The 23,205-nt window shown below is 50.2% G+C and carries 22 protein-coding genes; 8 read left to right on the top strand and 14 right to left on the bottom strand.

What is annotated here, in order from left to right:
- The 7 genes from hisD to hisIE are packed head-to-tail and all read left to right on the top strand — an operon-like array spanning position 1 to position 6,117.
- Positions 1 to 1,305, top strand: a complete 1,305-nt coding sequence (hisD, locus tag ACWKXX_RS07995; protein ID WP_047716643.1) for a histidinol dehydrogenase — start codon at positions 1 to 3, stop codon at positions 1,303 to 1,305.
- Positions 1,302 to 2,363: a histidinol-phosphate transaminase gene (hisC, locus tag ACWKXX_RS07990; protein WP_032103469.1), complete on the top strand. Its 1,062-nt coding sequence runs from the start codon at positions 1,302 to 1,304 to the stop codon at positions 2,361 to 2,363. The genes hisD and hisC overlap by 4 nt, the downstream gene beginning before the upstream one ends.
- Complete coding sequence (gene hisB, locus ACWKXX_RS07985) at positions 2,360 to 3,427, top strand: bifunctional histidinol-phosphatase/imidazoleglycerol-phosphate dehydratase HisB (RefSeq protein ID WP_015572397.1); 1,068 nt, start codon at positions 2,360 to 2,362, stop codon at positions 3,425 to 3,427. Before hisC ends, hisB begins: the two co-directional genes overlap by 4 nt.
- Complete coding sequence (gene hisH, locus ACWKXX_RS07980) at positions 3,427 to 4,017, top strand: imidazole glycerol phosphate synthase subunit HisH (RefSeq protein ID WP_045906557.1); 591 nt, start codon at positions 3,427 to 3,429, stop codon at positions 4,015 to 4,017. Before hisB ends, hisH begins: the two co-directional genes overlap by 1 nt.
- Entirely contained in the window at positions 4,017 to 4,754 is a 738-nt protein-coding gene (hisA, locus tag ACWKXX_RS07975; protein ID WP_015572395.1) for a 1-(5-phosphoribosyl)-5-[(5-phosphoribosylamino)methylideneamino]imidazole-4-carboxamide isomerase, read from the top strand. Before hisH ends, hisA begins: the two co-directional genes overlap by 1 nt.
- Positions 4,736 to 5,512: an imidazole glycerol phosphate synthase subunit HisF gene (gene hisF / locus ACWKXX_RS07970; RefSeq protein WP_003859481.1), complete on the top strand. Its 777-nt coding sequence runs from the start codon at positions 4,736 to 4,738 to the stop codon at positions 5,510 to 5,512. Before hisA ends, hisF begins: the two co-directional genes overlap by 19 nt.
- Positions 5,506 to 6,117, top strand: a complete 612-nt coding sequence (hisIE, locus tag ACWKXX_RS07965; protein ID WP_063931558.1) for a bifunctional phosphoribosyl-AMP cyclohydrolase/phosphoribosyl-ATP diphosphatase HisIE — start codon at positions 5,506 to 5,508, stop codon at positions 6,115 to 6,117. The genes hisF and hisIE overlap by 7 nt, the downstream gene beginning before the upstream one ends.
- Positions 6,118 to 6,155: 38 nt before the next feature.
- Here the strand turns inward: hisIE and wzzB are convergent, their stop codons facing one another.
- On the bottom strand, positions 6,156 to 7,136 hold the full coding sequence (gene wzzB / locus ACWKXX_RS07960) for an LPS O-antigen chain length determinant protein WzzB (protein ID WP_017693102.1): 981 nt from the start codon (positions 7,134 to 7,136) through the stop codon (positions 6,156 to 6,158).
- A 191-nt stretch (positions 7,137 to 7,327) separates the two neighbouring features.
- Here wzzB and ACWKXX_RS07955 point away from each other — a divergent pair, with 191 nt between their 5' ends.
- Positions 7,328 to 8,332 (top strand): NAD-dependent epimerase, encoded by a 1,005-nt coding sequence (locus ACWKXX_RS07955; protein ID WP_063931559.1) that lies wholly within the window; start codon positions 7,328 to 7,330, stop codon positions 8,330 to 8,332.
- Between the two features lie 49 nt (positions 8,333 to 8,381).
- On the opposite strand, the gene ugd is transcribed toward ACWKXX_RS07955, so the two are convergent.
- The 13 genes from ugd to wcaK all read right to left on the bottom strand — a co-directional run bounded on the left by ugd (position 8,382) and on the right by wcaK (position 23,204).
- Positions 8,382 to 9,548, bottom strand: a complete 1,167-nt coding sequence (gene ugd / locus ACWKXX_RS07950) for a UDP-glucose 6-dehydrogenase (RefSeq protein ID WP_003859477.1) — start codon at positions 9,546 to 9,548, stop codon at positions 8,382 to 8,384.
- Between the two features lie 239 nt (positions 9,549 to 9,787).
- On the bottom strand, positions 9,788 to 10,669 hold the full coding sequence (gene rfbA, locus ACWKXX_RS07945; protein WP_017693099.1) for a glucose-1-phosphate thymidylyltransferase RfbA: 882 nt from the start codon (positions 10,667 to 10,669) through the stop codon (positions 9,788 to 9,790).
- Positions 10,670 to 11,755, bottom strand: a complete 1,086-nt coding sequence (gene rfbB / locus ACWKXX_RS07940; protein WP_017693098.1) for a dTDP-glucose 4,6-dehydratase — start codon at positions 11,753 to 11,755, stop codon at positions 10,670 to 10,672.
- Positions 11,756 to 11,844: 89 nt separating this feature from the next.
- The gene (gndA, locus tag ACWKXX_RS07935) at positions 11,845 to 13,251 is read right to left on the bottom strand and encodes an NADP-dependent phosphogluconate dehydrogenase (protein WP_023303973.1); all 1,407 of its coding nucleotides are present in this window, start codon (positions 13,249 to 13,251) and stop codon (positions 11,845 to 11,847) included.
- A gap of 173 nt (positions 13,252 to 13,424) precedes the next feature.
- Positions 13,425 to 13,892 carry a PssE/Cps14G family polysaccharide biosynthesis glycosyltransferase gene (gene pssE / locus ACWKXX_RS07930; protein WP_063931560.1) on the bottom strand — a complete coding sequence of 156 codons (468 nt, stop codon included), beginning with the start codon at positions 13,890 to 13,892 and terminating at the stop codon, positions 13,425 to 13,427.
- Entirely contained in the window at positions 13,889 to 14,389 is a 501-nt protein-coding gene (pssD, locus tag ACWKXX_RS07925; protein WP_017693095.1) for a PssD/Cps14F family polysaccharide biosynthesis glycosyltransferase, read from the bottom strand. The genes pssE and pssD overlap by 4 nt, the downstream gene beginning before the upstream one ends.
- On the bottom strand, positions 14,373 to 15,593 hold the full coding sequence (locus ACWKXX_RS07920; protein WP_017693094.1) for a hypothetical protein: 1,221 nt from the start codon (positions 15,591 to 15,593) through the stop codon (positions 14,373 to 14,375). Before ACWKXX_RS07920 ends, pssD begins: the two co-directional genes overlap by 17 nt.
- On the bottom strand, positions 15,584 to 16,645 hold the full coding sequence (locus ACWKXX_RS07915; protein WP_226874335.1) for a glycosyltransferase family 4 protein: 1,062 nt from the start codon (positions 16,643 to 16,645) through the stop codon (positions 15,584 to 15,586). Before ACWKXX_RS07915 ends, ACWKXX_RS07920 begins: the two co-directional genes overlap by 10 nt.
- Positions 16,623 to 17,897 carry a WzyE family oligosaccharide polymerase gene (locus ACWKXX_RS07910; protein WP_017693092.1) on the bottom strand — a complete coding sequence of 425 codons (1,275 nt, stop codon included), beginning with the start codon at positions 17,895 to 17,897 and terminating at the stop codon, positions 16,623 to 16,625. The genes ACWKXX_RS07915 and ACWKXX_RS07910 overlap by 23 nt, the downstream gene beginning before the upstream one ends.
- A gap of 334 nt (positions 17,898 to 18,231) precedes the next feature.
- Complete coding sequence (gene galF, locus ACWKXX_RS07905) at positions 18,232 to 19,128, bottom strand: GalU regulator GalF (RefSeq protein WP_045142424.1); 897 nt, start codon at positions 19,126 to 19,128, stop codon at positions 18,232 to 18,234.
- A 174-nt stretch (positions 19,129 to 19,302) separates the two neighbouring features.
- Positions 19,303 to 20,694, bottom strand: coding sequence for a colanic acid biosynthesis protein WcaM (wcaM, locus tag ACWKXX_RS07900; RefSeq protein WP_454540801.1), 1,392 nt, complete (start codon positions 20,692 to 20,694; stop codon positions 19,303 to 19,305).
- A gap of 12 nt (positions 20,695 to 20,706) precedes the next feature.
- Entirely contained in the window at positions 20,707 to 21,927 is a 1,221-nt protein-coding gene (gene wcaL, locus ACWKXX_RS07895) for a colanic acid biosynthesis glycosyltransferase WcaL (protein ID WP_261666149.1), read from the bottom strand.
- On the bottom strand, positions 21,924 to 23,204 hold the full coding sequence (wcaK, locus tag ACWKXX_RS07890; protein ID WP_006811234.1) for a colanic acid biosynthesis pyruvyl transferase WcaK: 1,281 nt from the start codon (positions 23,202 to 23,204) through the stop codon (positions 21,924 to 21,926). The genes wcaL and wcaK overlap by 4 nt, the downstream gene beginning before the upstream one ends.
- Position 23,205: the final 1 nt, after the last annotated feature.

Raw genomic sequence — 23,205 nt, 5'->3', positions numbered from 1 at the left:
ATGAGCTTTAACACAATCATCGACTGGAATACCTGTAGCGACGCGCAACAGCGCGAGCTGCTGATGCGCCCGGCAATTTCCGCCTCGGAGAGCATCACCCGCACCGTGGCGGAGATCCTCGATAACGTCAAAGCCCGCGGGGACGACGCGCTGCGCGAGTACAGCGCGAAGTTTGATAAAACTGAGGTCGACGCGTTACAGGTTACCGAGCAGGAAATCATTGATGCCAGCAATCGTCTGGGTGATGACATCAAACAGGCGATGGCCGTCGCGGTGAAAAATATTGATACCTTCCACACCGCGCAGAAATTGCAGGCGGTGGATGTGGAAACCCTGCCCGGCGTACGCTGCCAGCAGGTGACGCGCCCGGTGGCGTCCGTCGGCCTCTATATTCCCGGCGGCTCTGCCCCGCTGTTTTCGACCGTCCTGATGCTGGCCACCCCGGCACGTATTGCCGGTTGTCAGAAGGTGGTGCTCTGCTCTCCTCCCCCGATCGCCGATGAGATCCTGTACGCGGCGAAGCTGTGCGGCGTGCAGGCGATCTATAAAGTGGGCGGTGCGCAGGCGATTTCCGCCCTGGCGTTCGGGACGGGATCCATTCCGAAGGTCGACAAAATCTTTGGCCCGGGCAATGCCTACGTGACCGAAGCGAAGCGTCAGGTCAGCCAGCGTCTGGACGGCGCGGCGATTGATATGCCTGCCGGTCCGTCTGAAGTGCTGGTGATTGCCGACAGCGGCGCTACACCGGATTTCGTGGCCTCTGACCTGCTCTCGCAGGCCGAGCACGGCCCTGACTCGCAGGTGATTTTACTGACGCCAGATGCCGACATGGCAAAACGCGTGGGCGACGCCGTTGAGCGTCAGCTGGCTGACCTGCCGCGGGCGGAAACGGCGCGTCAGGCGCTATCCGCCAGCCGCCTGATTGTGGCCCGCGATCTTGACCAGTGCATCGCCATCTCCAACCAGTACGGTCCTGAGCACCTGATTATTCAGACCCGTAACGCGCGCGATCTGGTCGACTGCATAACCAGCGCAGGCTCGGTGTTCCTCGGCGACTGGTCACCGGAATCCGCCGGGGATTACGCCTCCGGCACCAACCACGTGCTGCCGACGTATGGCTATACCTCAACCTGCTCCAGCCTGGGGCTGGCGGATTTCCAGAAGCGCATGACCGTGCAGGAACTCTCCCGCGAGGGATTTGCCTCGCTGGCGTCGACCATTGAAACCCTGGCCGCCGCCGAGCGCCTGACTGCCCACAAAAATGCCGTGACGCTGCGCGTTGCCGCCCTGAAGGAGCAAGCATGAACATCGAAGAATTAGCCCGCGAAAATGTCCGTCGCCTGACGCCCTATCAGTCTGCGCGTCGGCTGGGCGGGAACGGCGACGTCTGGCTGAATGCCAATGAATATCCCACGGCGGTGGCCTTTGAGCTTTCGCAGCAGACGCTGAACCGCTACCCGGAGTGTCAGCCGAAAGCGGTGATCGAGAACTATGCGCAGTATGCAGGCGTGAAGCCTGAGCAGGTGCTGGTCAGCCGTGGGGCTGATGAAGGGATTGAGCTGCTGATCCGCGCCTTCTGTGAGCCGGGTAAAGACGCGGTGATGTACTGCCAGCCCACCTACGGGATGTACAGCGTCAGCGCCGAAACCTTTGGCGTGGCCTGCCGCAACGTGCAGGCGCTCGACAACTGGCAGCTGGATTTGCAGGGCATCGCTGATAACCTTGACGGCGTGAAGGTGGTGTTTGTCTGTAGCCCGAATAACCCCACCGGGCAGATTATTCATCCGCAGGATATCCGCACCTTGCTGGAGATGACGCGCGGCAAGGCGCTGGTCGTCGCTGATGAAGCCTACATTGAGTTCTGCCCGCAGGCGACGCTGACAGGCTGGCTTGAGGAGTATCCGCATCTCGTTGTGCTGCGTACCCTTTCCAAAGCCTTCGCCCTCGCCGGCCTTCGCTGTGGATTTACGCTGGCGAATAAAGCGGTTATCGACCTGCTGCTGAAAGTGATCGCCCCGTATCCGCTCTCAACGCCGGTTGCCGATATTGCGGCACAGGCGCTGGCCCCGCAGGGCATCAGCGCGATGCGCGAGCGTGTGGCGCAGATCCTGGAAGAGCGTCAGTATCTTGTTGATGCCCTTAAAACGATTCCGTGCGTGGAGCAGGTGTTCGACTCGGAAACCAACTACATCCTGGTGCGCTTCACCGCCTCAAGCGCGATATTTAAATCGTTGTGGGATCAGGGCATTATCTTACGAGACCAGAATAAACAACCTACCCTGAGCGGCTGCCTGCGTATTACCGTCGGCACCCGTGCAGAGAGCCAGCGCGTGATTGACGCCCTGAAAGCGGAGAAAGTATGAGTCAGAAGTATCTCTTTATCGATCGTGACGGCACCATCATCTCGGAGCCACCCAGCGATTTTCAGGTCGATCGTTTCGACAAGCTGGCCTTTGAACCCGATGTGATCCCGGTGCTACTGAAGCTTCAGAAAGCAGGCTATAAGCTGGTGATGATCACCAACCAGGACGGTCTGGGCACCGACAGCTTCCCGCAGGTAGACTTTGACGGCCCGCACAACCTGATGATGCAGGTGCTGACCTCGCAGGGTATCGCCTTTGACGAGGTGCTGATCTGCCCGCATATGCCTGCCGACGAGTGCGACTGCCGCAAGCCAAAAGTGAAGCTTGTTGAACGTTATCTGGCGGAAGAGGCGCTGGATAAAGGCAACAGCTATGTGATCGGCGATCGCGTCACGGATATCACGCTGGCGGACAATATGGGCATTGCGGGCCTGCGCTATAACCGCGACACGCTAAACTGGGCGATGATTGGCGAGCAGCTCACCAGACGCGACCGCTATTCCCACGTTGAACGCAACACCAAAGAGACGCAGATCGACGTGAAGGTCTGGCTCGACCGCGAAGGTGGCAGCAAGATCCACACCGGCGTCGGTTTCTTTGACCACATGCTGGATCAAATCGCCACGCACGGCGGCTTCCGCATGGAGATCACCGTTAAGGGCGACCTGTATATTGACGATCACCACACCGTGGAAGATACCGGCCTGGCGCTGGGCGAAGCCCTGAAGCTGGCGCTCGGCGACAAGCGCGGCATCAACCGCTTCGGCTTTGTTCTGCCGATGGACGAGTGCCTGGCGCGCTGCGCGATGGATATCTCCGGGCGTCCGCACCTGGAATACAAAGCCGACTTTACCTACCAGCGCGTGGGCGATCTCAGCACCGAGATGGTGGAACACTTCTTCCGCTCGCTTTCTTATACTATGGGCCTGACGCTGCACCTGAAAACCAAAGGCAAAAACGATCACCACCGCGTCGAGAGCCTGTTCAAAGCCTTTGGCCGTACCCTGCGCCAGGCGATCCGCGTGGAAGGTGACGCCCTGCCCTCGTCGAAAGGAGTGCTGTAATGAACGTGGTGATTCTGGACACCGGATGCGCCAACCTGAACTCCGTACAGTCGGCGATTATGCGCCACGGCTACGAGCCGGTGGTGAGCCGCGACCCGGACGTGGTGCTGCGTGCGGATAAACTCTTTCTGCCGGGCGTTGGCACCGCTCAGGCGGCGATGGATCAGATCCATGAGCGCGAGCTGGTAGATCTCATCAAAGCCTGTACTCAGCCGGTGCTGGGCATTTGCCTCGGCATGCAGCTGCTTGGCCGCCGCAGCGAAGAGAGCAACGGCGTTGATCTGCTGGGCATTATAGAAGAAGACGTGCCGAAAATGACCGACCACGGCCTGCCGCTGCCGCACATGGGCTGGAACCGCGTTTATCCGAAGGCGGGCAACAGGCTGTTCCAGGGTATTGAAGACGGCGCGTACTTCTATTTTGTTCACAGCTACGCCATGCACGTGAATGCCTACACCATCGCCCAGTGCAATTACGGCGAGGCGTTCACCGCCGCCGTGCAGAAAGATAACTTTTACGGCGTGCAGTTTCACCCGGAACGCTCCGGCGCCGCCGGTGCGCAACTGCTGAAAAACTTCCTGGAGATGTGATGATAATTCCCGCTTTAGATTTAATTGACGGCACGGTTGTTCGTCTCCACCAGGGCGATTACGGGCAGCAGCGCGACTACGGTAACGACCCGCTGCCGCGGTTACAGGCTTACGCCGCCGAGGGCGCTGAGGTGTTGCACCTGGTCGATCTGACCGGCGCGAAAGATCCGGCCAAACGCCAGATCCCGCTGCTTAAAACACTGGTGGCTGGCGTGGACGTCCCGGTGCAGGTGGGCGGTGGCGTGCGTACGGAAGCCGATGTTGCCGCCTTACTGGACGCCGGCGTGGCTCGCGTGGTAGTGGGTTCGACCGCTGTGAAAGATCCTGAGAGTGTCAAGGGCTGGTTCCGCCGCTTCGGTGCGGATGCACTGGTGCTGGCGCTGGATGTGCGCATTGACGCGCAGGGTAACAAGCAGGTCGCGGTCAGCGGCTGGCAGGAAAACTCCGGCGTAACGCTGGAAGAGCTGGTCGGGATGTATCTCCCCGTAGGGCTGAAGCACGTCCTGTGCACGGATATTTCACGCGATGGTACGCTCGCAGGCTCTAACGTCTCGCTGTATGAAGAGGTTTGCGCCCGTTATCCGCAGGTGGCGTTTCAGTCCTCTGGCGGTATCGGCGACCTGGCGGATATCGCCGCTCTGCGCGGAACCGGTGTACGTGGCGTGATCGTGGGTCGCGCGCTGCTGGAAGGCAAATTTACGGTGAAGGAGGCGATTCAATGCTGGCAAAACGGATAATTCCCTGCCTGGACGTGCGTGATGGTCAGGTTGTAAAAGGCGTGCAGTTCCGCAACCACGAGATCATTGGCGACATCGTTCCGCTGGCAAAACGCTATGCCGAAGAAGGCGCAGACGAACTGGTATTTTACGATATCACCGCCTCCAGCGATGGCCGCGTGGTGGACAAAAGCTGGGTGGCGCGCGTGGCAGAGGTGATTGATATTCCCTTCTGCGTGGCGGGCGGGATTAAATCTGCTGACGATGCGGCGAAAATTCTCTCTTTCGGTGCGGACAAAATTTCGATTAACTCCCCTGCGCTTGCAGATCCGGAGCTGATTACGCGTCTGGCGGACCGCTTTGGCGTGCAGTGCATTGTCGTGGGGATCGACACCTGGTTTGATACCGCGACGGGAAAATATCACGTTAACCAGTACACCGGCGATGAAAGCCGCACGCGCGTCACCCAATGGGAGACGCTGGACTGGGTGCAGGAAGTACAAAAACGCGGTGCAGGTGAAATCGTGCTGAACATGATGAACCAGGACGGCGTACGCAACGGTTACGACCTCGAGCAGCTGAAAAAAGTGCGCGCGGTCTGCCAGGTTCCGCTGATTGCCTCCGGCGGCGCGGGCACCATGGAACACTTCCTTGAAGCCTTCCGCGATGCGAACGTAGACGGCGCGCTGGCCGCTTCCGTGTTCCACAAACAGATTATTAATATTGGTGAGTTAAAAACGTACCTGGCCGACCAGGGCGTGGAGATCAGGGTATGTTAACAGAGCAACAACAGGCGCAGCTGGACTGGGAAAAAACTGACGGATTACTGCCGGTGGTTGTACAGCATGCCGTTTCAGGCGAAGTGCTGATGCTGGGATACATGAACCAGGAGGCACTGGCAAAAACGCTCGACAGCGGCAAGGTGACGTTTTTCTCGCGCACCAAACAGCGCCTGTGGACGAAAGGGGAAACCTCGGGTCACTTCCTGAATGTGGTCAGCATTACGCCAGACTGCGACAACGACACCCTGCTGATGCTGGTCAACCCGATTGGGCCAACCTGCCACAAAGGCACCAGCAGCTGCTTCGGCGAGGCGAGCCACCAGTGGCTGTTTCTCTATCAGCTGGAACAGCTGCTGGCAGAGCGTAAATCAGCGGATCCCGAGAGCTCGTACACGGCGAAACTGTACGCCAGCGGCACCAAACGTATTGCGCAGAAAGTGGGTGAGGAAGGCGTTGAAACGGCGCTGGCGGCCACCGTGCATGATCGGGAGGAGCTGACGAACGAAGCGTCGGATTTGATGTATCACCTGCTGGTGCTGCTTCAGGATCAGGAACTGGATTTAACGACGGTGATTGAGAATTTGCGGAAACGACATAAATAAAAAAGACCGGGGAGACCCGGTCTTTTTTTGTGTGTAAATCAGGCTCTTGGCTTGTAGTTTCTCAGCGCGTTACGGCCGAGGACGACAGCAGAACCGATAATTCCGCCGAGCAGTACGGCAAGGATGAGGGTAATAGCAATTTTCGGGCTGTCGCGTCGGATAGGCAGGTTCGGCTTCATGACGTAACGATAGACGTGAATAGTGTCTGGGTTAACGTTGAGGTTCTGAATATCCAGTAAATTTTGTTTGGTTTGGTAGTAAGCGCCTGAGAAGACCAGCGGGCGAGACGCTTCGTTATCAACCATTGACTTGAGCGCTACGGTACCCAACAGGAACATGGTTTCCTGAGTAACATCCTGAGTCTGTTGAAGCTGCGGAGTGGTGATCTTAGCGGCTTCTGCGTTCTTCAGCGCCTCAGTAATCTGCTTGATGCGTAGATCTTTCTGCTCCTGAGCAACTTTCTCCTGATTCTGGAGGGAGTCGTTCAGGGTTGTGATCTGCTGCTTGAGGTTATCTCTGAGATCAAGCGTCAGTTCTTTTGCCGTCTGCTCGTCAACCTGCTGAATGTACTGAGCTAATTGCTTTTGAGCTGCTTCAGCGGATTCGCCCTGATAGCTTACGGTTAAAGGCAAACTTTGTCCTTTAACGGTAGGCTCAATAGTCAGTTTTTCCGGATCTTCCTGATTCTCCAGCGCCTGAGCTAATGCCGAGAAGGAGGAATTGAAACGTCCAATAGCACGATTCTGAATGTCTAACATGGAGGGAGCTGCCCCGCCATAGAGGATATTCAATGCATTGGAATAGGTGGCGATTTGTGCCGCATCAGGCTGGGCTATGATGGCTGATGACGTCCATTTCTCTTTGGCTACAGTGATGTAAACGCCAGCAAGAACGATAAAAGCAGCAATAAAAGCCCCTATTACCCACTTACCACGCCACAGCTGTAGCATTACATCAAGTAAATCAATTTGCTCCGGGTCATTGTTACGTGCGACCAGGTTATTGTTGTTTTGCGTCATACAATCCCTAACAGATGAAAAAGGGCAAAAATAATCTTGTTTCCATAGTGTATCTGTTGCTGGGGATTTTTCTATAAGAATCCGATGAGTTATATCGGAAAGATGGGTTATGTAAGTTAAAGGCGACGCGCTATCATAGTTGGATTCTGATGTCTGGGGCATCAATAAGAACACTGTAAATGAGGGAAGCTATGAAATTTCTGGTAACGGGCGCGGCGGGCTTTATCGGTTCTCATGTCAGCAAGCGCCTGCTTGATGCAGGGCATGAAGTTGTTGGGCTTGATAATCTGAATGATTACTATGACCCTAACCTCAAACTCGCTCGCCTTGAACTGCTTAAATCCGAGAGTTTCACCTTCCACAAGCTGGACTTAGCGGACTGCGAGGGCATGGCTGCGCTCTTCGCCAATGAGAAATTTGACCGCGTAATCCATCTTGCCGCACAGGCGGGTGTCCGTTACTCGCTGGAAAACCCGCATGCCTACGCTGATGCAAACCTGGTAGGTCACCTGAACGTGCTGGAAGGCTGTCGCCACAATAAGGTTCAGCATCTTCTGTATGCGTCATCCAGTTCTGTTTACGGCCTCAACCGTAAGATGCCGTTTTCTACTGACGACTCCGTAGACCATCCGGTTTCCCTGTATGCGGCAACCAAAAAAGCCAATGAGCTGATGTCTCATACCTATTCGCATCTGTATAACCTGCCGACCACTGGCCTGCGCTTTTTTACCGTCTATGGCCCGTGGGGCCGACCGGACATGGCGCTGTTCAAATTCACCAAAGCCATGATTGAAGGCAACAGCATCGACGTATACAACTACGGCAAGATGAAGCGCGACTTCACCTATATCGATGATATTGCGGAGGCGATTATTCGCCTACAGGACGTCATTCCTCAGGCCGATGCCGACTGGACAGTCGAAACCGGTTCGCCAGCAACCAGCTCTGCCCCGTATCGCGTGTATAACATCGGCAACAGTTCACCTGTCGAACTGATGGATTACATCACCGCGCTTGAAGAGGCGCTGGGCAAAGAAGCGGTGAAAAATATGATGCCGATCCAGCCGGGTGACGTGCTGGAGACCAGTGCGGACACCAAAGCGCTGTATGACGTTATTGAGTTTAAACCACAAACCTCAGTCAAAGAAGGCGTGAAAAACTTCGTCGACTGGTACCGCAACTTCTATAACGTTTAAAAACAAAAAACCCGGCAGATTGCCGGGTTTTTTTATATCACGATTTTAATCAGTCGCTGCCGAACAAATCGCGGGTATAGACTTTATCTTTCACGTCCGCCAGCTCTTCCGCCATACGGTTGGAGATAATTACGTCCGCTTCTTTTTTGAATGCATCCAGATCGCGGATCACACGCGAATGGAAGAACTCATCTTCCTGCATCGCCGGTTCATAAATAATGACCTGGACGCCCTTCGCCTTAATACGCTTCATGATCCCCTGAATGGAAGAAGCGCGGAAGTTATCGGAACCGCTCTTCATGATCAGGCGATACACGCCCACCACTTTCGGCTGACGCGCCAGAATGGAATCCGAGATGAAGTCTTTACGCGTGCGGTTGGCATCCACAATGGCGGAAATCAGGTTGTTCGGCACCGCCTGATAGTTAGCCAGCAGCTGCTTGGTATCTTTTGGCAGACAGTAACCACCGTAACCGAAGGACGGGTTGTTGTAATGGTTACCGATACGCGGGTCAAGACACACGCCCTCGATGATCTGACGGGTGTTCAGACCTAAGCTCTCGGCATAGCTGTCAAGTTCGTTGAAGTAAGCCACACGCATCGCCAGATAGGTATTGGCGAAAAGCTTAATGGCCTCTGCCTCGGTGGAATCGGTGAACAGGACCGGAATATCTTTTTTGATTGCGCCTTCCTGAAGCAACGCAGCAAAACGCTCTGCACGCTCGGAACGCTCGCCAATCACGATACGGGATGGGTGCAGGTTATCGTATAACGCCCTGCCCTCGCGGAGAAATTCCGGCGAGAAGAAGACATTATCAATACCCAACTCTTCTTTAATCGATTTGGTGAAACCCACTGGAATTGTCGACTTGATGATCATCACTGCGTTCGGGTTGATTGCCGTAACGTCTTTAATCACCGCTTCAACGGTTGAGGTATTGAAGTAGTTAGTTTTAGGATCGTAGTCGGTTGGGGTGGCGATGATGACGAAATCCGCATCGCGGTAAGCATCTTCTTTGTCCGTGGTAGCGCGGAAGTTCAGCGGTTTGGTCGCGAGGTATTCTTCAATCTCTTTATCGACGATCGGGGACTTCTTCTGGTTAAGCATGTCCACTTTTGCCTGCACGATATCCAGCGCAACCACTTCATGGTTTTGTGCAATCAGAATACCGTTTGAGAGACCAACATAGCCTGTTCCGGAGATAGTTATTTTCATTTGTTTGACTTCTACACGTTTGAGTTTTTGATGACCATAACACAGTCACCACAATGATTAACTAAGCGTTTTTTATCGCTAACCTTCATTCGCTGTCAAGGTTTCAGGTTTTTTGAAAAATGTTTTTGCTGAACAAAAAGACCTGTCGTTACACTAAGCAAAGTACCTGTTTTACAGCGACAATAAGACGTTAAAGGGCAGTCGAGAGTAAGCAGAGGAAAACTGCTTACTTCGTCAAATCAGACTAATCCCTTGGTCAGATTCAGCAGATACTGACCATACCCGGTCTTTTTCAATGGTTCAGCGAGTACCCGAAGTTGTTCGGCATCAATAAAACCTCGTCGGAACGCAATCTCTTCAGGACATGAAACTTTTAGCCCCTGTCGCTCTTCAATTGTGGCGATAAAATTGCTTGCCTCGATCATACTCTGATGCGTTCCGGTATCCAGCCAGGCATAGCCGCGTCTCATCATCGCGACAGACAATCGTCCCTGCTGCATATAGATGCGGTTGATGTCGGTAATTTCGAGTTCACCTCGCTCGGACGGCGTTAAGCTTTTGGCCATCTCAATCACATCGTTGTCGTAAAAATAAAGACCGGTTATTGCGTAATTACTCTTGGGTTGCTGAGGCTTCTCCTCAAGGCCAATTGCAGTACCGTCTTTATCAAACTCAACGACGCCATAGCGTTCCGGGTCGCTGACATGATAGGCGAATACGGTCGCACCCTCTTGCTGGCTTGCTGCGCCTTCAAGCAGTCTGGGGAGATCGTGTCCGTAGAAAATATTATCGCCTAATACCAGCGCACAATTATCCTCACCGATAAACTCTTCACCCAGAATAAAAGCTTGTGCCAGTCCATCAGGACTTGGTTGCACTTTGTACTGGATATGCAATCCCCACTGGCTACCGTTCCCGAGCAGTTGTTCAAAACGCGGAGTGTCCTGAGGCGTGCTGATAATCAGAATATCCCGTATACCTGCCAGCATAAGCGTAGAGAGCGGATAATAGATCATTGGCTTATCGTAAATTGGCAACAATTGCTTGCTTACGGCCATAGTCACGGGATAAAGACGTGTACCCGATCCGCCAGCTAATATAATCCCTTTACGTTTCGTCATTTACTTACGCTCCCCATAATTTTGCTCAATCCAGCTCTTATAGGCGCCGCTTTTTACATTCGATACCCACTCCTGGTTATTCAAATACCATTCAACCGTTTTACGGATGCCACTTTCAAAGGTTTCCACAGGAGTCCATCCAAGCTCGTCGCTAATTTTATGAGCATCAATTGCATAACGTCTGTCGTGACCTGGTCGGTCCGCGACATAAGTAATTTGTGCGCGATAGGATGTTTCTTTCGGTACCATTTCATCGAGCAGATCACAAATGGTCTGAACAACTTCAATATTTTTCTTCTCGTTATGACCGCCAATATTATAGGTTTCTCCCGGCTTACCCGTGGTCAGAACCGTATACAGTGCACGAGCATGGTCTTCAACGTATAACCAGTCACGGATTTGATCGCCCTTACCGTAAATCGGCAATGGTTTATTATCCAGCGCATTAAGGATAACAAGAGGAATCAGCTTTTCAGGAAAGTGGTATGGGCCATAATTATTCGAACAATTTGTCACAATCCCGGGTAAACCATAGGTGCGTATCCAGGCTCGAACTAAATGGTCGCTGGACGCTTTTGACGCTGAGTAAGGGCTGCTTGGCTGGTACGCTGTTTTCTCAGTAAACAGCGGTAACGGGGTGGAGTCATAATGTTCATCGGGATGAGGCAGATCGCCGTAAACCTCATCAGTTGAAATGTGATGGAAACGGAAAGTAGATTTTGCTGCCTCATCCAGTGAAGACCAGTAAGCACGGCTTGTTTCTAACAGGATATAGGTGCCAACAATATTGGTTTCAATAAACGCAGCGGGACCGGTAATAGAACGGTCGACATGGCTCTCGGCAGCCAGGTGCATTATCGCATCAGGCTGATGGGTAGCAAAAATACGCGCCATTGCCTCTTTATCACATATATCGGCATGCTCAAAAACATAGCGTTCGCTATCGCTTACTTCACGCAAGGATTCCAGATTACCGGCATAGGTCAATTTATCAACGTTAACAACGCTATCCCGAGTATTGCTAATAATATGTCGGATAACCGCGGAACCGATAAAACCGGCACCGCCAGTAACTAGAATTTTCACGCAATCTATTCCATTAAACAGTAGGTGGATCGGGCAAGATAAAAAAGCCCGGTATCTCTACCGGGCTTGATGGCATGGCTAACCGTATATTAATCCAGCCATTCGGTGTGGAACACACCTTCTTTATCCGTACGCTTATAGGTATGCGCACCGAAGTAGTCACGCTGTGCCTGAATCAGGTTCGCTGGCAGAACGGCAGCACGATAGCTGTCGTAATATGCCACCGCTGCGGAGAAGGTCGGAACCGGGATACCGTTCTGCACCGCGTACGCAACAACATCACGCAGCGCCTGCTGATATTCGTCTGCAATCTGCTTGAAGTAAGGCGCCAGCAGAAGGTTCGCGATACCTGCATTTTCAGCATAAGCATCGGTGATTTTTTGCAGGAACTGAGCGCGAATGATACAACCGGCACGGAAGATCTTCGCAATCTCACCGTAGTTCAGATCCCAGTTATTCTCGTCAGATGCCGCGCGCAGCTGAGAGAAGCCCTGCGCGTAAGAGACGATTTTACCCAGATACAGCGCGCGACGAACTTTTTCTACGAACTCCGCTTTATCACCAGCGGGTTTGGCCTGCGGGCCAGACAGCACTTTAGATGCTGCAACGCGCTGCTCTTTCAGAGAAGAGATATAACGTGCAAAGACGGATTCGGTAATCAGGGACAATGGCTCACCCAGATCCAGAGAGCTCTGGCTGGTCCATTTACCGGTGCCTTTGTTCGCGGCTTCATCCAGAATCACATCAACCAGGTATTTACCCTCTTCATCTTTCTTGGTGAAGATATCTTTGGTGATGTCGATCAGGTAGCTGTTCAGCTCGCCTTTGTTCCACTCGGTGAAGGTCTCTGCGAGCTCCTCGTTGGAGAGGTTCAGGCCGCCTTTCAGCAGAGAGTAAGCTTCAGCAATCAGCTGCATGTCGCCATATTCAATGCCGTTGTGAACCATTTTCACATAATGACCAGCACCATCAGGACCGATATAGGTCACGCACGGCTCGCCATCTTCAGCTACGGCTGCGATTTTGGTCAGGATTGGCGCAACCAGTTCGTAAGCTTCTTTCTGTCCACCAGGCATGATAGATGGACCTTTCAGAGCGCCCTCTTCACCGCCGGATACGCCGGTACCAATGAAGTTGAAGCCTTCAGCAGACAGTTCACGGTTACGACGAATGGTGTCCTGGAAGAAGGTGTTGCCGCCATCGATAATGATGTCGCCTTTATCCAGATACGGTTTCAGTGAATCGATAGCTGCATCGGTACCTGCGCCCGCTTTCACCATTAACAGGATACGACGAGGTGTTTCCAGAGACTCAACGAACTCTTTAACCGTATAGAAAGGAACCAGTTTTTTGCCTGGATTCTCAGCGATGACTTCTTCGGTCTTATCACGGGAGCGGTTGAAAACGGAGACGGTATAACCACGGCTTTCGATGTTGAGCGCCAGGTTGCGCCCCATCACTGCCATACCGACAACGCCGATCTGTTGCTTGGACATTACATACTCCTGTCAGGTGTGGTCGCCGCGAATGATAGCGGCTTGGGAATCACTTCTCATAACTCTAAACAATACTAAAGTCGTTATCAAATAATTTCACAAAGCATTAACTATTTTTTATGATCAAAAGTTACCTGCAAATATTATTAAATGGCTTTAGCGATCGAGTACTATCACGCGTTATTTATATGGTCAATAAACTCATCATTCTTGAAAAATCGCACTAATTCAAATTTCTTGGGCTGGAATGAACTTGCATTAATGATTAGATTTTCGAGATCTTCGATATCCCAACAAATCATTGCAAATTCCTTTTCCCCCATATATTTAGCAATGTCAGACTGATGTTTATCCAAACGATCTAAATTTGGGGCAATGATGATTTTTTTCTCGTGATCTAAAAGAGAAAATATTGATCCAGCGCCTGCATGACTGATTACAAGATCATAATGAGAATATTCGTTCTCAATAGATTGAATAAATTCAACTTCCTTGTAATTTTCTGTTTCAGGGTTTGACAGGCCATTCGCCTTTTGGCACATAAAAAAATTGTTGGCCATACGTGGAAGCGCTGAAATTGATGCAATCTGCTTGATAAGTTTATCAAACCGAGTGGTGCCTACGGTCACTAAAATTTTCATAGCACTCCGGAAAATTTGGCTTTTTTATACTGTTTTAGAAGCGTCTTGTGCTGCACATAAAACTCATCCGCAATTAAAGACATGATTCTACCAGTGAAGGACTTCGTTTCGAATCTGGACCATGTTTCGAGATGAATTATTTTTGCACCAACAATATATTTAAAATAAAAAGCGGGAATAAGAGCTACACCGGGTCCCGTTGAAACGACTACTTTTATTCGATGAGTTTTATGAATCTGTAAACAGACCTTGATCTGATGTAACTGATTGAAGCGAAGCACACTAGTGAACGTTGAATATTTATTTCTAAATTCACGAGTGACATAATGCTTATCAGACCATTCTTCCTTAATTTTATAATCTGAGAGACTGATTTTATTTTTATTTATTTCTCCACCAATTCTTTTCATCAATCTGTTCATCTGGGCTCGGTGTCCTCCCTCGCCGTAAATGAATAAAGCACTATCCTCTATGTTCATGTTAAACTGCTTCTCCATTCTTAAAAGCCGTCCTGATCAGGATTCTAAAATAAGCGTATCTGATTAAATATAAAACCATCAGGAATAAAGACATTAATGGGATAAGATATATCACCGAAATACTAATGAAGTATTGCCATACCAAAAACAATGACAGAACCACAATAAATACAAAAAAGTTGAATATCAGTGAGATTTTTTCTTTACCAAGGAATAATATTATATTTGACTGAACTAGTGATAGTTGCGAAGAGAGAGTAAAAAGCATTACAGGCACGACGATTGCCAGTATTTCATTAAAGGTTACATAGGAAAGCGATAATTTAACATAAAAGATTAGTGGCAGGATACTACCAAAGCATACAAGCGCTGATATGATGATAACTTTTTTATTTATCGCAAGATAAACTTTTTCTTCTTTGGATTTAGCACACTCCACTAACTCTCGATAAAAGTAGTTCATGTATGCACGTGAGAAGACAGATATAATTCCAATTATGCTAATTGTGAGACCCAGTACCGACATTGATTCATCGGGAAGTAACTCACGGGAAAAGTAAGGTAATAGAAAAACGATCCCTGTAGAAATGAGCCCCACGAAGCCAACATTTAGGGAGAATTTCCAATCTAGCCCATTGAAAGCCTTGCTATCAGATACGGTTATCCACGCTCGCTTAACATATATGTAGTAAATAATTTGGTTAATTATTGTCGCGATAAAGTAAGCAAGGAAGAAAATATCAAGAGGTTTTAAAGAGACAAGATGCAGTTTGCACAGCAGCATTCCTGCCGCGAAAAGAACCAGCGCTAGCAAATCATAAATTAAGCCAGGTAGTGCCTTTTTATAATAAATATAATAATAACGATAGATTTGGTTGATAGCCAGGCATGCAAGAGAGCCAGCGAATATTAAGGTGTCAATTAAATTTAAGTCTAGTGTTGGAGTCGCCAGTGCTAAGGTAATAACCGAGGCTGCTGCAATACTAAGGAGTAAAACGTAATTAAAGTATTTCATGCTCACTTCAGAGCCATCTTTAATGAGCGTTGTACCAAGTCCCTGACCGAGGAATATCACTGCAACAGTTAAGAATGAATAATAAACAGCAAAGAGCGCAATGTCTTTTTGGACAAACACAAGAGTCAATAAAAAGAAGATTATAACCCTTGCTGCTCCAGAAGATACAGTATATCCAAGCCAAATTAATTTATTAATTACAAACATTTAAACGCCTCAAGCAGCTTCGTTTGCGCTATTTCTTTCGTATAGCTGTTTAAGACCGTTTGCTTAGCTTGGTGAGACATCGCTTGAAGCGTTTGCGGTGACATCTTGAGCATTTGCTCAATTTTAATTTTATAGTGTCCGTCCTCGTAAACAATAAAACCATTTTGGTTATTATCGATGAACTCGTTGAAAGAGGGGATATTACTTAGAAGTGGAATCATCCCCGTAGCCATCGCCTCCAAAGGAACCAGTCCAAGGCTTTCACTTTCTGAAGGATAGATTAGTACATCATGTTCCTGAAAAATTTCAGCCAAGCGAACGTGCCCTACGGCAGGCGAAAATTCAATATTTGGTAAATGAGCTGCACTTTTCACTAACGAACCCAGCTCTGGACCATCCCCAACAATAGTTAAGTGAATTTTACTTTTATCATCGTCGGACAGGTTTTCAATTGCCTGTATTGCCAGATCCACACGTTTACTCTTGATGAGTCGTCCAGCAAAAAGGAGTTTAAGCGGAGCACCGAATTCACGGTTTTTAAACGCAAAGAGTTGGGTATCAACGCCGCCAGAAGGGCTTATTGCACATTTAACTTCATCGAGTTGATATTCATTTTTGGTAAATTCCAGATAAGACTTTGAAGGAAACACTATTTTTACCGCATTTTTCAACGCATTAGAAACAATTGCCTTCTTAACACGAAAGAACATTCCACTGGTTCCGTTGAGCCGCTTAACGTCACCGCCGTGTACGTGCACCACAATTTTTTTTCTTCTGACGCAATTGCCCATTTTTACCGGCAGATAGCAATGAGACGCATAATGCAAATAAAGACAATCACTTTTGGTCAAAAGAACTTTAACCAAAATAGAGATATAAAAAACAAGATAGTTATAAATTTTAGTAACTTTGCTTTTTGAGATTTTATTAAGAACACATAATTCAATATCATGTCCATTATTACGGAGCGAATCAGCTGCGTTTTTAACGAACCCGCCCAGATGTGGCGTATCCGAACCTGGATACATATTACTTATGAGCAAAATTTTCATTCGAAGGCCTTTTCAATAGACTACCAACTATCGTGCTAATCGCTTTAATGATCATTACACATAAAAAGAATTTAAATGAGATATACATAAACACTTCTAAACCGTCACGCACCCAGAAGAAGCAGTAGCCAATGCAGGTTATAAATGTAATCTTTATCGTAATCATCCTGGTTTTTTTGGTTACTGCGTCAATGATTTTTAATGTGCTTCCAGTAATAAGTCCCCAAAGCCAAAACCAGGTTGTGCCAAACATAATAATAAAGCTACCTACTATCGTTGGTGATATGGTCAACTGCGTATCCATATTCAGGATATAGGTTGTATAAAAATAGCCGTTATTCAAAAAGTTAATCGGTTTTGACTCCCATAAAAAACGAGGAACAATAATCGCAAACTCATTGAAGAAGGTTGAAAAATACTGAATATTACCTGTTTTATCAATATATTCAATAATATCTTTGATTGCATAAATCGGAGAGAAAGAATCTAAAGCGAATGAAATCATGACTGATGAGCCAGACAGAAGCATACTGATCACATCATCAAGACTGGATCCATAACGCAGAGCACCCAATACAATTAAAGCTACACAGCAACATGCTGATAGTATAGCTATTTCATTTATACGGAGTACTTTTTTCTCATAGGCAAAATAAGTTATAGCAAGAACTGCCGCGCCCATTACATTTCTTGAGCCGCCTATAACGTAGTAATAAACAGAACCACAGAAAATAGCCAATGCGGTTGCCAATATAAAACGTAATTTAGTAGGTTTACGAAGAAAGAACACAATCGAGGAAGGAACAAATGCGTACATTAAAATAATTGACAGGCCGCCACCCGAATTCTGTTCAAGACGAGCTTCGTAACCACCACCAAATGCGACCCCATTATTTTTCACATAAATCATCAAAGCAAAAATGTATAAAACCAGACCACAAACGACAAATATTTTTGAGTTAATACTTCTGAACCATGAATTAGACAAATCATCTGAATGATTATACCGAGAGGACACTTTTATTGGTGTTATAAAATATGACAAATGGATTGCGAATAAACTTAAGAATGAGAACCAAAATACCTGAGTATATCCCTCCTCTAGCGGAATACCCTGTATCCAGACAGATAGATAATATACAAAATTCACCACGAAGTAAAAAATAGTAAAAACGCGAATATATACGCCTTTTATAAAGTATATGGTGCAAATAATATATAAAAGAGGAAGTAAAAAATACAGAGATGCCATCAATCTGCCTTTAGGTAAAATATTAGCATTACTAATAAAGGGAATGAGCCACAACGCTCAATATGGTCGGGCCACGCTACCGCCCTTGGCTCCTAAGCTACCAACATGCTTATATTCTATAACAAATTTTTGAACGCCGAATACGCAGGTCCGGTTCATAAAAATATGCGGATAATTGTCTGACGTATCTCACTTAGAAACAAGCAAAAAGTTATAGACTATCGTACTAAGACTCGCTCTTATCTGTGTCAGAAACATTAAAAGGTGGTAGCGTTCTATCCATTCCGAACGCTTACCACCTTAGATCAATACTTTGCGGGAGTATACCGAAGGTTTAGTGCTCTTTAAGCAGCTTCTCAATCCGGCTTCTGAACTTCGCCCCTTCCTTCAGGTTACGCAGGCCATAGTTCACAAACGCCTGCATATACCCCATTTTCTTACCGCAGTCATAGCTATCGCCGGTCATCAGCATCGCATCGACCGACTGCTTCTTCGCCAGCTCAGCAATCGCATCGGTCAGCTGGATACGATCCCAGGCGCCCGGCTCGGTTTTTTCCAGTTCAGCCCAGATATCCGCATTCAGCACATAACGGCCAACTGCCATCAGGTCGGAGTCCAGGGTCTGCGGCTGATCGGGTTTTTCGATAAACTCAACGATACGGCTCACCTGCCCTTCCGTCTCCAGTGGCTCTTTAGTCTGAATTACAGAATACTCAGAGAGATCGCCCTTCATACGTTTCGCCAGCACCTGACTACGGCCCGTCTCGTTGAAGCGCGCGACCATTGCCGCCAGGTTGTAACGCAGCGGATCGGCGGAAGCGGTATCAATAATGATGTCCGGCAGAACCACGATGAACGGGTTATCACCCACCACCGGGCGCGCGCAGAGGATTGAGTGCCCCAGACCCAGCGGCTGCGCCTGACGCACGTTCATGATGGTCACGCCAGGAGGACAGATAGACTGAACTTCTGCCAGAAGCTGGCGCTTAACACGCTGCTCAAGCAGCGCCTCGAGTTCATAAGAGGTGTCGAAATGGTTCTCAACGGCATTCTTCGAAGAGTGCGTCACCAGAACGATTTCTTTGATCCCCGCAGCAACAATCTCGTCGACGATGTACTGAATCATCGGCTTGTCAACGATCGGCAGCATCTCTTTAGGAATGGCCTTTGTGGCGGGCAACATATGCATGCCCAAACCCGCTACCGGTATGACTGCTTTCAAATTAATCATTATTTCTTCCACCTTAAAATGGTTGACGAATTATAGCTTTTAAACCTGTTTTCGCCAGCATGTTTTGCCGTAAATATGAAGTAATCCTAGGTCACCCCACCACAAATTACAGTAGTTGTAATCTGAATAGATCGCGATCCCGTACCAGGAATAGTCGCAAAATAGGCTGTAGGATTACCTGTGCGGCAGCGCAAAATTCAACCGTTCCGTATTCACCACGTGTTGATCGACCCGATCAATATCCACCGAACTCTGCCCCTTTTCATTAACCGCTTTTATGTTCGCGAGCGACAACAGCGTCTCGTTTTTGGCCATAAACTTCCCACGCACGTCTTTGCGCAAGTCGAAGTTCATCTTAAGCGCTGCTCCCGTCGCTGACTCCTGCATCACGTTGATATTGCGCAAGAAAAGGTGCTGTGGCTTGTTGTGCAGCTCAAGCGTTGCCCGCTGCATGTTGACGTTGGTAATGGCGACAAACGACGTGGCATTGCCCGAAGAAATCTGTATCCCGCGCAGCTTATACGCCAGCTGTCGGTTATCCAGGCGTATATCGTTAAGTTTGAAGTTCTGCGGTATCGACAGATAATCGCCTTTAATCACGCCATAGCCGATTAGCATTCCGGCACTGTTGACCATATCGATATTATCAATAACGAAATTATCACAGCCATAAATAGCTACCGTTGCGTTATCAATTCCGGCCTTTTTACTGAAGTCGGGGGTAATATTGCTGGCCTTGATATTACGGATCACAAAGTGTTTACCGTTTTCAACATGGACCAACTGCCGACAGTTGCTGCCGGTGATATTTGCCACCACGAAGTTTTTAACGGTCTGCTGTTCCGGATAGTCATTGTCGTACGTGCTGCCAGCCAGCCCAATGCCTATCCCCCAGTTGATCTTGCCGTTTGTGCAGTTGATGTTATCGATCACGTGGTCAGAGATCAGGATATTGCGGTCGTTAATCGCCACGTTCCACTCAATCGCGTCACCCTGCAAATGGCTGAATTTACTGTTGATTATGCGCGCACCGTCCACCTGATTATGAAAACCCTGGCGCAGAATGGCGTAGTTGGCCTGGCTCACGGCAATGCGATCGATAAGCAGGTTACGCATCACTCTCGGCTTTTTACCGCCGATGTAGATCTGGGTGACGGGGCCGAAGCCGCTCATCGCCAGCCCTTTAATGACACAGTCGGAGCCACGCACGTCCAGCGTAATGTTATGCGTGCGCCCCTCTCCTTCCCCAATGACCTTACAGCCTTCCTGGAGCACAAACCGCCCGCGGCCATTGCCCTTCAGCGCACCGCGGATCAGCAGGGTTTTGCCATCAGGAATGAAAATGCCGGTATTGATGTTTTCACAGGTTAACCCGGCGGGAACAACAACGGTATCGCCCTCAGTAAATGCCTGCTTAAAGGCGGCGATCCAGTCGTTATTGTTGTAGCGATCGACAGAAACCGTCTTCCCGGTTGCCGCCCGCACAGCACGGGGCGACAGCAGCGGCATGGCAGCCAGGACGGATAAAGAAGAGACAAATCGGCGTCGGGTAATCTTTTTCAGCATACAACCTCAGCGTTACAGCGTTTGCAGCAGGCTCGCTAACTGGCGATTAATCACCTGCTGATTGAATTCTGCTTCAACTTTTTGCCGCGCATTTTGCAGCACAGGGATCAGCGTCTGCTGATCGATATCACTGAACGCAGCCAGACGATCCGCCAGCGCCAGCGCATTGTTTTCAGGGACCAGCCAACCGGAGTGTTCAGAGGTGATCAGCTCCGGGATCCCGCTGTGCAGGGTCGAGACCACCGGAATGCCGACCGCCATCGCCTCCATCAGCGCCACGGGAATGCCTTCCATATCGCCGTCAGCGCCGGTTACGGAAGGCAGCAGGAACACATCCGCGTCATCAAGCATGGCTTTCACTTCGTGGCTCGGCTTGAAGCCCGGCATCTCGACCACGTCTTCCAGCTGATACTGTTCAACCAGCGTGCGCAGGCGACGCTCCCACGGCCCGATACCCAGGATGCGGTAGTGGAAGTCCACTCCGCGCGCCTTCAGCTGGCGACAGGCTTCGATGGCTACGTGCAGCCCTTTCTTTTCGGTCAGGCGGGCAACAGAGATAATTTGCAGCGGCTTGCCCGGCACCTTGACCGGTCGCTGAGTGAAACGTTCCATATCCACGCCCATGCGTGAAACGGTGATTTTCTCGCTCGGGCACCCCATGGTTTTCAGGCGTCCGGCCCACAGGTTGCTTATCGGCAGCATCATGTCGCCACGGCGAAACAGCTGCTGATATTCAGGTGTGTAGTGGTTCAGTACTTCCCGGCTGGAGATGTCGATACCGTGGAAAATGGTTGCGATTTTGCCGTCAATCACCCCCAGCTCACGCAGTTTTGCCGCCGTTACGCCCGCCGGGCCAAAGTGGGCGATAAAGACATCGGCCCGGTACGGCTGCGCCGTTTGCCCGCAAATGGCGGAAAGGATCAGGTTGCGGGCCTCCGCCCCATAGCGCGACATATTCAGCGCCCGCCACGTCGAGGCGCGATGCAGGCCGCGCAGCGTCTGGCTGGCGCGATGGCGCAGTTTGTTCATTCGTCCGGTGGGTTCATCCTGCAACCAGCGGGTTTTCGCCTCCAGCCCATACCGGGTATACGCCGCATGGGTGTTTTGCGTATCGCCCTTTTGCAGGGCGATAATCTCCACGTCATACCCCATATCGATAAACGCGGTGATTTGGTTCAGCACAAAGGTTTCAGACGACAGCGGAAATTTCAGTAAGAAGAAACCAACCTTCATTTCCCCTCCCGGACGCGGTCGAGTACGGATTTCACCATGCCAATACCTTTTTCGCGTTCGGCTTTTACCGCCACCGCCAGACGTTCGTTGATCGCAGGCAGCTGACCGAGCGTGTCGCCCACCATCGCACCCAGCGACCCGTCCAGCAGATGACGAATATCGACGGCCATTTCCGGCATGCCGAGCTGCTGCATAATGCCCGCGGACTTGTGCTCGTAGTTAATGGCGATGGCTGGCGTGCCGAAGTTCATCGAGATAATGGCCGAATGCAGACGCGTGCCCACGGTCAGGTCGCAGGCGGAGAGCAGCTTGCCCATCTCCAGATCGTTCAGCTCGTCCATCACCACGTGATAGCGGGACGGGTCGTTCACCAGGTTGCGCAGGTTGAGCGCCACCATACGGTCATCTTTGTTGTAGCTGTCGATACCGGTACAGGTGGAAAGCGCCAGCACCTGGTAACCGCTGTCCAGCACGCGGTTCACCACATCGGCAAAGGCTTTCTCGTACGCCGCCTGGGTCGTGCCGAGGCGTTTATCGAACGGCGCAAGTTCACGCAGGGTAATGGCGACGGTTTTCTGCTTTGCCGCCACGTCCAGCCAGTGCTGTACCGCGTAGCTGGCCTGGAAACTGTCATCCTGATGATCCACCAGCCAGGCGGTGTCCACACCGTGCTCCACTTTGGTGGTGTCGATTTCACTGCGTTTCATCATGTCGAGGCTGACCGATTCACGCAGGATCAGCGCGTCGCAGTGGCCGAAGACATAGTTCGCCAGTTGGTTAAACTGCGGATCCTGGAATGGCCCGACGCTGTGGCCGATCATAAACAGCGGCTTTTTCGCCATGAACGTACAAAGTGCATGCTCAAACTGTGGCACGCCGTAGAGATCGACGAAGAACGAACCGCCCACCTGGATAATGGCGTCATAGCCGGACAGCAGACGAACAAAATCGGTAAAGCCCTGCGCGATGGCAATGTTGCGCAGCTTGCCGGTGTCGGTCACGCGAGAAAGCAGCACCTGATGCTGGTAGCGGCGACGCAGCACTTTCTTCACGCGCCCCATCACGCCCGCGGCGTTGTTGTGCTGTTTCATCTGGCTGTAGAGCGGGTCGCCCATCACCGGGCGGTTCAGTAACCAGGATGAGCTGACCGGATAACGGCTCATCACATCCACTTCTGTCTCAGGCTTAAGGGTGTTAATTGCATCCAGTAAACCGCGCAGGATGGCGCTGTCGCCACGGTTGCCGCAGGTATGGTTGCCAAGAATAAGTAATTTCATA

This window comes from Enterobacter sp. UPMP2061 (genome assembly GCF_053709615.1).
This window is presented reverse-complemented; position numbering and strand designations above follow the sequence as displayed.

Coding starts and splice junctions, on each gene's coding strand:
- ugd (WP_003859477.1), bottom strand. CDS start 9,548: ATGAAAATAACTATCTCCGGAACAGGCTATGTTGGTCTCTCAAACGGT.
- ACWKXX_RS07915 (WP_226874335.1), bottom strand. CDS start 16,645: ATGAAAATTTTGCTCATAAGTAATATGTATCCAGGTTCGGATACGCCA.
- wcaM (WP_454540801.1), bottom strand. CDS start 20,694: ATGCTGAAAAAGATTACCCGACGCCGATTTGTCTCTTCTTTATCCGTC.
- hisH (WP_045906557.1), top strand. CDS start 3,427: ATGAACGTGGTGATTCTGGACACCGGATGCGCCAACCTGAACTCCGTA.
- ACWKXX_RS07920 (WP_017693094.1), bottom strand. CDS start 15,593: ATGTTTGTAATTAATAAATTAATTTGGCTTGGATATACTGTATCTTCT.
- rfbA (WP_017693099.1), bottom strand. CDS start 10,669: ATGACGAAACGTAAAGGGATTATATTAGCTGGCGGATCGGGTACACGT.
- ACWKXX_RS07910 (WP_017693092.1), bottom strand. CDS start 17,897: ATGGCATCTCTGTATTTTTTACTTCCTCTTTTATATATTATTTGCACC.
- hisA (WP_015572395.1), top strand. CDS start 4,017: ATGATAATTCCCGCTTTAGATTTAATTGACGGCACGGTTGTTCGTCTC.
- hisB (WP_015572397.1), top strand. CDS start 2,360: ATGAGTCAGAAGTATCTCTTTATCGATCGTGACGGCACCATCATCTCG.
- pssD (WP_017693095.1), bottom strand. CDS start 14,389: ATGGAGAAGCAGTTTAACATGAACATAGAGGATAGTGCTTTATTCATT.
- hisIE (WP_063931558.1), top strand. CDS start 5,506: ATGTTAACAGAGCAACAACAGGCGCAGCTGGACTGGGAAAAAACTGAC.
- gndA (WP_023303973.1), bottom strand. CDS start 13,251: ATGTCCAAGCAACAGATCGGCGTTGTCGGTATGGCAGTGATGGGGCGC.
- ACWKXX_RS07955 (WP_063931559.1), top strand. CDS start 7,328: ATGAAATTTCTGGTAACGGGCGCGGCGGGCTTTATCGGTTCTCATGTC.
- hisD (WP_047716643.1), top strand. CDS start 1: ATGAGCTTTAACACAATCATCGACTGGAATACCTGTAGCGACGCGCAA.
- wzzB (WP_017693102.1), bottom strand. CDS start 7,136: ATGACGCAAAACAACAATAACCTGGTCGCACGTAACAATGACCCGGAG.
- hisF (WP_003859481.1), top strand. CDS start 4,736: ATGCTGGCAAAACGGATAATTCCCTGCCTGGACGTGCGTGATGGTCAG.
- hisC (WP_032103469.1), top strand. CDS start 1,302: ATGAACATCGAAGAATTAGCCCGCGAAAATGTCCGTCGCCTGACGCCC.
- wcaL (WP_261666149.1), bottom strand. CDS start 21,927: ATGAAGGTTGGTTTCTTCTTACTGAAATTTCCGCTGTCGTCTGAAACC.
- wcaK (WP_006811234.1), bottom strand. CDS start 23,204: ATGAAATTACTTATTCTTGGCAACCATACCTGCGGCAACCGTGGCGAC.
- pssE (WP_063931560.1), bottom strand. CDS start 13,892: ATGAAAATTTTAGTGACCGTAGGCACCACTCGGTTTGATAAACTTATC.
- galF (WP_045142424.1), bottom strand. CDS start 19,128: ATGATTAATTTGAAAGCAGTCATACCGGTAGCGGGTTTGGGCATGCAT.